The sequence below is a fragment of the Neobacillus drentensis genome (genome assembly GCF_036962765.1).
GTDB classification, from domain to species: domain Bacteria; phylum Bacillota; class Bacilli; order Bacillales; family Cytobacillaceae; genus Neobacillus; species Neobacillus drentensis_C.
Genome location: NZ_JBALOS010000073.1, coordinates 15,587 through 23,690, shown reverse-complemented (window position 1 = coordinate 23,690; position 8,104 = coordinate 15,587). Strand labels below are relative to the sequence as shown.

9 protein-coding genes and 1 pseudogene are annotated in these 8,104 nt (G+C 35.1%); 3 read left to right on the top strand and 7 right to left on the bottom strand.

The genetic code is table 11. From position 1 onward, the window contains the following. Positions 1 to 669: 669 nt before the first annotated feature. The 4 genes from V7137_RS11095 to V7137_RS11080 form a co-directional block, all read right to left on the bottom strand. Positions 670 to 804, bottom strand: coding sequence for a BA3454 family stress response protein (locus tag V7137_RS11095; protein WP_144555969.1), 135 nt, complete (start codon positions 802 to 804; stop codon positions 670 to 672). Between the two features lie 542 nt (positions 805 to 1,346). Beyond that, positions 1,347 to 1,670, bottom strand: coding sequence for an ArsR/SmtB family transcription factor (locus V7137_RS11090; protein WP_335698145.1), 324 nt, complete (start codon positions 1,668 to 1,670; stop codon positions 1,347 to 1,349). A 132-nt stretch (positions 1,671 to 1,802) separates the two neighbouring features. Beyond that, entirely contained in the window at positions 1,803 to 2,396 is a 594-nt protein-coding gene (locus V7137_RS11085; RefSeq protein ID WP_335698144.1) for a YdeI/OmpD-associated family protein, read from the bottom strand. A gap of 39 nt (positions 2,397 to 2,435) precedes the next feature. Further along, positions 2,436 to 2,633, bottom strand: coding sequence for a hypothetical protein (locus tag V7137_RS11080; protein ID WP_335698143.1), 198 nt, complete (start codon positions 2,631 to 2,633; stop codon positions 2,436 to 2,438). A 266-nt stretch (positions 2,634 to 2,899) separates the two neighbouring features. Here V7137_RS11080 and V7137_RS11075 point away from each other — a divergent pair, with 266 nt between their 5' ends. Further along, positions 2,900 to 3,907, top strand: a complete 1,008-nt coding sequence (locus V7137_RS11075; RefSeq protein ID WP_335698142.1) for a DUF3231 family protein — start codon at positions 2,900 to 2,902, stop codon at positions 3,905 to 3,907. Positions 3,908 to 4,171: 264 nt separating this feature from the next. Here the strand turns inward: V7137_RS11075 and V7137_RS11070 are convergent, their stop codons facing one another. The 3 genes and pseudogenes from V7137_RS11070 to V7137_RS11060 form a co-directional block, all read right to left on the bottom strand. Next, entirely contained in the window at positions 4,172 to 4,711 is a 540-nt protein-coding gene (locus V7137_RS11070) for a hypothetical protein (RefSeq protein ID WP_335698140.1), read from the bottom strand. A 226-nt stretch (positions 4,712 to 4,937) separates the two neighbouring features. Further along, the gene (locus V7137_RS11065; protein WP_335698139.1) at positions 4,938 to 6,164 is read right to left on the bottom strand and encodes a glycosyltransferase family 2 protein; all 1,227 of its coding nucleotides are present in this window, start codon (positions 6,162 to 6,164) and stop codon (positions 4,938 to 4,940) included. Between the two features lie 65 nt (positions 6,165 to 6,229). After that, positions 6,230 to 6,310, bottom strand: a pseudogene (locus V7137_RS11060) (YjcZ family sporulation protein); the annotation flags it as partial. A 415-nt stretch (positions 6,311 to 6,725) separates the two neighbouring features. On the opposite strand from V7137_RS11060, the gene V7137_RS11055 reads away from it, so the two are divergent. After that, positions 6,726 to 6,995, top strand: a complete 270-nt coding sequence (locus V7137_RS11055; RefSeq protein ID WP_335698138.1) for a CD3324 family protein — start codon at positions 6,726 to 6,728, stop codon at positions 6,993 to 6,995. A 270-nt stretch (positions 6,996 to 7,265) separates the two neighbouring features. Continuing rightward, positions 7,266 to 7,928 carry a FusB/FusC family EF-G-binding protein gene (locus tag V7137_RS11050; RefSeq protein ID WP_335698137.1) on the top strand — a complete coding sequence of 221 codons (663 nt, stop codon included), beginning with the start codon at positions 7,266 to 7,268 and terminating at the stop codon, positions 7,926 to 7,928. Positions 7,929 to 8,104 lie beyond the last annotated feature (176 nt).

Below are 8,104 nucleotides of genomic sequence, written 5' to 3'. Positions count from 1 at the left end.
AATCAACAATAAACTTCAAAATAGCCTTTTATATTGATTCATTTTCTTTATAGATTCCTTTATAGAAGAAAATTCTTTTTAGTTAATTTATAAGAATGCGAAAAAATAACCTTTGATCAAAAAAATCAAAGGTTCAAAGTAAGCTTAGTGGTCTAGTCTAAGCCTTTTAGGAGGTCTAAACTCAGAAGAATTTAAACTATTGAAATAGTAACATTTTTCGAATATTATTTCAATAGTTTAAAGCGTTAAAGTATAAAAATATTGTTTTTAATTATTTACTTAACGAAAAAATAGACTTATTCAACTCTTATTTAGGGCCGAACCACCTACTAAAGGTAAAGTCTAAAAATGATTGATTGTTTTTTTCTGAAAATGATTGATTTACTTGTTCCCCACTATTTATAGCTCGCTTTGGCTGCCTTATTTCCTCCCCCCATACCGTTCGTTCATTTTAGTGTTTAATCTAAATAATTCTCATCCTCTAATCAATCAATTAATAAAAGGCAATAGATAGGTCTTATAGACTTTACCTATTGCCTATATTAACGAGATTTCACAAAAAAACACCTGTCTTTATTGTACCCTACTAGATTTCAAGTAAAGGAAGCTATCCAAAATCTATTCTTCAAGTGGAAGTTCTATTCAATCCTTTAATCCCAGGACCCCTATTTAATTTTCCCATTGTTTAAGAACTTGTTCTTTTGCGATACGATAAACTTCTTCTTCTGTTTGGTTTTTGGTAGCTATTACGTTGGTTTGATAAACTTTACCTTTATGTGTTACATAGATTGTATACTTGTACATTTTGTTCTATCTCCTTTACATGATTCTAATAATTCCAACTTTTTGTTCAATCCACTTCACTAATAAATCCAATTCATTTAGTGATTCCTACAAATGTTTTTTAACTTTTTTATATTTTACAAATAATATGAAAATGATGAAAGCTAAAAAAAAGGTCAAGATTTGACAAATTCTCAACTAAACAAAAATTAATATACTCACTAGCAACGGTAATGACTGGCAAAGTCAATGAAATCAACAAACTTTTTATGATTCTAATCTCTTATGTATTTTGTTACACTTCTGAGAATGCAGAAAAATGTCGAAATATAAAAACTAAAAAAGGCTGGCTCCTGATACCGATCTTAAATTACCTTTTAGTTTTAATCCTTCAAATTAAATATCCACAAACTAAAAAAGCAAAATGATCAGTCCTATACTGAGCCGTTTGCTTTTTCCTATAAGTTAGCTTAATACTAAAAAAACTCACTTCAGAGGTTTGGTCTTACATTGCCTCTAACACTTTTTTAAGTTCTTCGCCCATTTTCGCCCAACCATATTTTTTATTCCTCCTCTGATATTTGGTTTAAAAGTAATATTCTTTCACTCCAGAATTTCCTGTAAAACGATACCCAATCCTCAACTTCTCTTAACGGGGCAGCATTCAGCCGATACCTTGTTTCTCTGCCAACTTTACGGTCGGCAACTAGACCAGCTTCTTTAAGGATAGCCAAATGTTTAGAAACAGCAGTACGACCCATTTGAAATTGAGCGGTTAATTCGTGAAGAGGTAACTCTTCTGCATCTGCCAACAAACGTAGCAATTTACGTCTTGTTGGGTCAGCGACGGCTACATAAACATCACGCTCTTGATTTTTATCGTTCAAAATCGCCCCCCCTTTAAATCAGACACCAATTGGTGTCCTTATCACATAACACTAATTGGTGTCCTATCAATTTCTTTATTTTCCATAATAGCATTAGTTTTATTCTCCTATCATCAAGTATATAAGTGCCTTCTAATCATTTAATCCCTTTCCATTGAGAATTTGCTGCATATATTTTTCAACCCTTGACTCTCGGGTTTTGGATTGCTTGGGCCCCGAAAAATGAAGAATGTATGCTCTTTGCCGTCCCGGCGTCAATGCTTCAAAAGCAGTTTTCAAGGCAGGGATTTCATCGAATTTATTTTGAAGTTCTTCAGGAATTATGTAGTCTGAATTCTTTTTAAAATTCACTTCCAAACCGGCTTTTTCAACTTCAATGGCTTCATAAATATAGTCTTTCAAGATGGTTTCCATTTCAACTATTTCTTGAACATTGGTGAACCGAATCTGGCGCGCCGCCTGTACATTCTCCGTTTGTTGGATTAGAATCCCATGGGCATCCTGTAACAAGGCACCTTTGTGAAACAGAAGCGCACAATATTCTTTAAATCCATGTATTAAAACTATGTTTTTTTTCTCAAACGTGTAACAAGGATGCATCCACTTAAATTCTTCGGTCAGCTCACAGTCAAGAACGATATTTCTCAACTTCTCATATTCTTCCTTCCACTTTTTAGCTTTACTTAAAAATTCATCAACCTTAGGATTCATTCTACTATTTGTCATCAAGGAACACCCCTCTTCCATTTTTCGATCAGCTGACAGTCAAGAATGAACATTCTCAATTTCTCCATTTCTTTCTGTCACTATAATGGCTTTATTTGAATATTCATAAACCTTGTATCGGTTAAGGCGGACGTGAAGAGGCAATTCTTCTACGTCTGCCAATAGACGAATCCGTTCACGTCGAGTCGGGTCGGCAACCGTAACATACACATCCCTCATTTTATTAGTATCGGTCAAAATCACCCTCCCCTTATTTTCGAGTTATGAAAAGACTCCGATTGGTGTCCGATTTATAATAGGACTTTAATTGGTGTCGTGTCAAGCAGACCTGGCTTGGAAAGTTACAGGGAGAGTCTTTGTAAGTTGTCTTTCTTATGAATTTATTTATCATAAACATTTGGCCAAAGACCGACTAAATTACTATTTCATTTTTGAGAATTAGTCGAATTTTTATCAATAAATTAGGGAATAATTTAATCAAAAGTAGAGAAGGTGGAATTCTTTTGATTCTAACAAATCCCATAAGCGCATCAGAGGTTGGAACACTTTGGCTTACATATCAAGAAAAAACGCTAATTATGAGAATATTAGAATATTTTATGAAAAATGCAGATGACGAGGAAGCCAGGAATCTTTTGGGAGGGTTGTGGCAAGATCTAAATTATTATGTTATAGAACTAGAAAAAATATTTCATAAACAAGGAATGATAACTCCTAATGGATTTAAAAAAGAAGATGTAAATTTAGAAGCTCCTAAGTTATACGACAATGGATTTGACGTAATGTTTCTTCGTATTTTAAAAGAAGTCAGTATGGGCATGTACACCATTAATATGAATATGGCATATACTAGCGAGGTTATATCGATATATGAGGGACTTACAAGTGTTACACAAAAAATTTATAAGCTAAGTACCCGTTATTTGCTTGAAAAAGGAATACTTACTCTTCCGCCAAAGGTTTCAATGCCCAAAACAACAGAGATGATCGAAAGCAAAAGCTATATGAGAGGATTTAAACCATTCAGTGAAAAAAGAGCATTAAATGACATGGAGTTAGGTTTTCTTCATCATGGAATTGAAACAAATACTATTGGAATGCAGCTGATTACAGGATTTGCCCAATGTGCAAAGAACAAAGAGGTTAGACAATATTTTGAAAAAGGAAAAGAACTTGCAAAGAACCAAATTAAAACATATCAAGGAATTCTTTTAGAAAATGATATTCAGTTTTCTGCCACTTCTGGAAGCACAGTAACATCTTCAACCATTGCCCCGTTTTCAGACAAGCTTATGATGCATTGCATTAACTTTTTAAATGGTTTTTGCATTGTCGGAAGTAGCTTTGGGACATTTTTTGCCTTAAGAAATGATATAGCATTAAAAACAGCCTTATTAGCTAAAGATGTCTTTTTCTACGGTCATGAGGGAATTGAAATTATGATTAAAAATGGCTGGTTTGAGGAACCCCCTCAAACGGATGATCGACATATACTCATAAACCACAAGTAAATTATGATTTTTATGTCAGATTGTGTATTTCATGGCATCCTCTTTTACCACAATATAAAAAGGCGAGCACGGTATCAAATTGTGCTTGCCTATAAGTCTATTTTAAAAAAAGACAAACTCTTCTCAAATGAATAAAGAATAACTTTTAAATTCATAAAAAATTGGTGCTGATGATATGCATATTTTCATTTCAGTGAGATCACAGTGCCCCTATTAGCCCTTAACATAAAAAACCTGCTCATAGGAGCAGGTTTTACACTAAAGTCACTGTTCTGTTTGGTTGCCATCTTCACCAGAGTTGTCTGCAGACCCAGATTCATCTCCACCCACTGCATGTTGCTGTTTGGTATTAGAACTTGCAATTGCAGAGTTAGTTCCCGCTGCACTGTCATCTCCACCGCCACTTGCAACCTGAGTAGCACCAGCCTGTTCCGTACTTGTTGCATTTATTTGATTATTTATGACAATCACAAATTCTACGTCCGGTTCTAAGTGCTCTCCATTCTCTTTATGCGGCTGAAGCTGGTCACCACCCATACCTGTATTACTAGCTTGCCCTTTTGCACCGACACTTTGCTGCTGCTCGGTATTCGATGAATCAAGTGCCGCATTATTCCCGGCTGCGCTGTTTCGTCCCGCTCCACTGGCAATTTGTGTGGTATTGGGTGCACTTGTAAACTGATTATTAATGATAATGACAACTTTTCGTTTATCAGAAAGAGGACCCACATTAAGTTCTTGCCCATCTTCATTTACGAATCGGAACGAGAAGGACTGATTTCGTTTTTTTCCACCATTCCCCATATCCTCACCATCCTTTTATTATTACTAATACTATTAAATGATTAGTTAATAATAATGGCTTGGACAAAAGTATTTTTTTCCTTTAAATATGTAAATTTATAAGGCTTATATTGCAGAAACGCTCCAGTTAGAATAAGAAAAGCTGCCAAGAATGACAGCCGGACCCCTTTAACTCTTGCACCTGTTAGTTCAATAAAAAAGGATCAATCTCTACAATCCTATACTCTTAGATCGTCCTAAGTTTATCGAACAACCATACAAGATGATTGTATTTACCATAGGATTGTATTTGATTTCTCTCAATCTGGATACGCTCCATTGCAATCAAGTCATCGCTAAATTCGGTATTTCGAACTAGGTTAACAGGGGGACGGTTTTCTGCAATATTTATACGAATTTGATGAAGTAAGGTTATGATTGCGCGGTTAAATTCATGAAACTCATTGGGAAATCTTGAAGTAAGGGATTGATGTTCTAATATAATCTTTTCCATGAGTCCGTAATCCGTCGGATGAATAGAGTGCAGAGCTCTAATCGATACATCAAGAACCGGATGCTTTTGTTGGAAAAACAAACGATTTCTGTTCATAGCCTCTTCCTTGGTTGTCGAGGGCGGATGTTCCTGATGAAACGATTCTAAATCCTCTTCGATAATAAAATTAGCATTGGCCTTATATAATCTATAAGCAAACTCAGCATCCTCGGGTCCCCATCCTTTGAAATCCTCCTCATAGCCGCCGACTTCCTCTATAAAACTTCTTTTAATAGAAAGGAAACCTAAGCAAGCCATCCAACGCAAGGGGCTGCTACCAAAATCATCCGTAAGATAGTTTAATAATTGATGAGCATAACTTCTGTATTTTACGATCGAGCATAAATTTTTAATATCTTCAATATCCGCTCTCTTAACCACTTGTTGGGATTCTTCTAAAAGCCTGATATGAGTCGTTAAGTTACTAAGTGTCAGTTCTTGCGATACCACCTCTTTAAGGCGTTGGTTGAAGAGGGAATTTTTTTCACTCCACTTATAAATCGCGTTGATTTGATTATTAGTAAAATCCGGGGATAAAAAGGTATAAATACGGCCGCGCTTGCTTCCTGCAATAACAACGGATTTGTCGTGATTCAGATGATGCTGGCAGTTAAGGGCAACATAGCTAGGGGAAACGATGGTTTCTGCATCCAAAATGATGATAATCTCTCCCCTCGCATGCCTAAGTCCGATATTTCTTGAAGCAGCAACCCCAACATTGGTTCTATTGCGAATATATTGAAAATGGTAGGAAGGACGATACTCCTTAATTTCGGGGGTCTGGTCGGTAGAGGCGTCATCTATCAATATTACTTCCATTTTAGATAAATCAAAGTTCTGTTTCTCCAATGCATAAAGGCTAAGCAGATTAAGGGGATATCGGTTATATGAAGGCATGATGATCGTGACTTCAATTTCCATGTTTTTCTCATTCCTCCTTGAGAGCTAATAGCTTCGAACAATTAATTTGTTCCGCTAGTTTATAACTAGTATTTAACGAAAGATTTACTGACAATAATTAAAAGGATAAAAAGCAACACGATTAAAGGAAAATTAACACCATAACCATCATCACTCCCTTAGTTAATAGATACAACATCGTATGTTAGCACGATAAATATCGAATTGGACAAGAACAAATCTTTACATATCTTTACATTTTCTTAATATTTAAAAAGCTATTGCTTGCTGCACATTCCGAAATGGGCACCCTTAAAAGGACATTAGATTTAAATTAAACCCAGAATGAATATGTAAAATTGAATAAGAAATGGATATCCTTTGTTATAATGGTGTCAGAAGGGGGTGCTTAAATTTGGAGAATCCTTCGAGATTGTCTGGTACTTCTGCTACTCATGCAAAGCCTAATATGGAAAAGGCGATACTTTGCATGGGGCAAAATTAAATTACATTCTTATCGCCTATTTCATCTCTTGGCTTTGCACCTTATTTAATCAATTACTAAATAAGGAGCTGGCAGGCATGAAATATGTAAATGCAAGCAACATTTTACCTGAGAATCTAATCATCGAGATCCAGAAATATGTACAGGGGGAAACTATTTATATTCCTAAATCGGAAACGACTTATCGAAAATGGGGTACCCTTAGTGGTGGAAGAAAGCTCCTGGATAAGCGCAATGCCAATATAAAAAGCGCCTTTATTAGCGGCACTGCTATTCAGGATTTAGCTGATGAATATTTCCTTTCAATAGAAACAATCAAAAAAATAGTGTATTCAAAGCACGGATGATATCGTCCGTGCTTTTTTATGTAAGGCTGTTTTCGCATAATTTGTTGCTTTCGAACAAATCTTTAAACCCGTAATAGGGTTGGTTTCGGGGCATCTTTTCGTAAGTTCTTTTAAGAATATACGAGCAAAATTCTGATTAAGCAGCGCTTATTAGTATTAATAGCAACAATGTTTACGAAAAGAGCCTTATGTAAAGAACATTTCTAAGTTGAATTTTACATTTCCCCATCCAGAGTTATTAATTAAAATAATTGAAAGGAGGTTGAAAGTATGACCGAAAAGTTTATCAAGAATGCTGACTTTAATTTTATTCATAAACAGGTAGCCCTGATTAAAGATGGCTACAAAAAGAATGCGGCCCCAAATGTAATTCAGGCTGTAAAGGACCTAGCGAACAATAAAATAATAGGGCTTTTTCCAAATGCAACTAATGCACAAAAGGAAATGTTAGATCTTTCTGCACTTAAAACCGACCATGAATATGACAGATACATTCAGCAGCTTCATGACTATCTGTTACCATTTCCAAAGCTCGCTGAAGCGCAAATGAAAAAGATGTTTCCCAAAAATAAAAAATTAAAGCTCCCTGACTTAGACAAAATGAATCTAAATCAACTTACGTATTTAAGCTGGGTAGATATCAGCACAAATAAGAAGTTTATTGTGTATGAACTAGATGAGAAAATGGTTGGAATTGAATGCAAATATACAATCCTTAATAAGAATAATATCTGTTCCTTCTGTAATCGATTTGGTCAGGTTGCCTATATCTCCACTGTTACAAAGGCAAAAAAGGCTAAAAATCCTGATTACTATAAAGCGATAGGAAACTATATTTGCTTTGATAGCACAGAATGTAACAAGAAAATTACCAATGTCGATTACTTAACAACTTTCCTTAAAGAATCGTTGGGAGAAAAAACTGTCCTATAAGAAAGATTGGACAGTTTTTTGTTTTCTTCTAATACAGCTCAATCCAGCCTCAAGGGAAACAGAAGCACCCTCTGTCTCCTTTTTTTAACTAAATCCTTCCTTACGAGCAGAAATAAATGTGATATTAATTAGAAAATCACAAAATGAAGGTAAACAAAAATGCCAAATTAAAAATT

Excerpts from the sequence above, each read along its gene's own strand:
- V7137_RS11055 (WP_335698138.1), top strand. The coding sequence starts at position 6,726 with ATGAAATATGTAAATGCAAGCAACATTTTACCTGAGAATCTAATCATC.
- V7137_RS11085 (WP_335698144.1), bottom strand. The coding sequence starts at position 2,396 with ATGACAAATAGTAGAATGAATCCTAAGGTTGATGAATTTTTAAGTAAA.
- V7137_RS11065 (WP_335698139.1), bottom strand. The coding sequence starts at position 6,164 with ATGGAAATTGAAGTCACGATCATCATGCCTTCATATAACCGATATCCC.
- V7137_RS11095 (WP_144555969.1), bottom strand. The coding sequence starts at position 804 with ATGTACAAGTATACAATCTATGTAACACATAAAGGTAAAGTTTATCAA.
- V7137_RS11050 (WP_335698137.1), top strand. The coding sequence starts at position 7,266 with ATGACCGAAAAGTTTATCAAGAATGCTGACTTTAATTTTATTCATAAA.
- V7137_RS11070 (WP_335698140.1), bottom strand. The coding sequence starts at position 4,711 with ATGGGGAATGGTGGAAAAAAACGAAATCAGTCCTTCTCGTTCCGATTC.